Source organism: Streptomyces sp. P9(2023) (assembly GCF_032436795.1).
Lineage (GTDB): Bacteria > Actinomycetota > Actinomycetes > Streptomycetales > Streptomycetaceae > Streptomyces.
On the sequence record NZ_JAUPWM010000777.1, the window covers coordinates 1 to 243 of the forward strand.

A 243-nucleotide genomic window follows, 5' to 3' on the forward strand; every position below is an offset into this window, starting at 1 on the left:
GTTAGATGATGTCGTACAAAAAATTGACGATGCTAAAGACTCCCCACCAAAGATTACCCCTCCGGCTGCAACGGATGAGATTACTACAGCTAAAGCGTTAGTTCAGCAAGTTCGCACTGTGTACGACGCCACTCAAGAGGAGGGGGCGCTGCGAGAAGGATTTATTCGTTTAGGTGACAGCTTAGATCCGATCCCTGATTTATTACAAGATGATGTGACAGCCACTTTTGAAACATTGACTTC

The 243-nt window shown here is 45.7% G+C and carries 1 protein-coding gene; it reads left to right on the forward strand.

Annotated features, from left to right (window positions below):
* A partial coding sequence (locus Q5762_RS39415) for a hypothetical protein (RefSeq protein ID WP_315897134.1) occupies positions 1-243 on the forward strand: 243 nt, incomplete at both ends.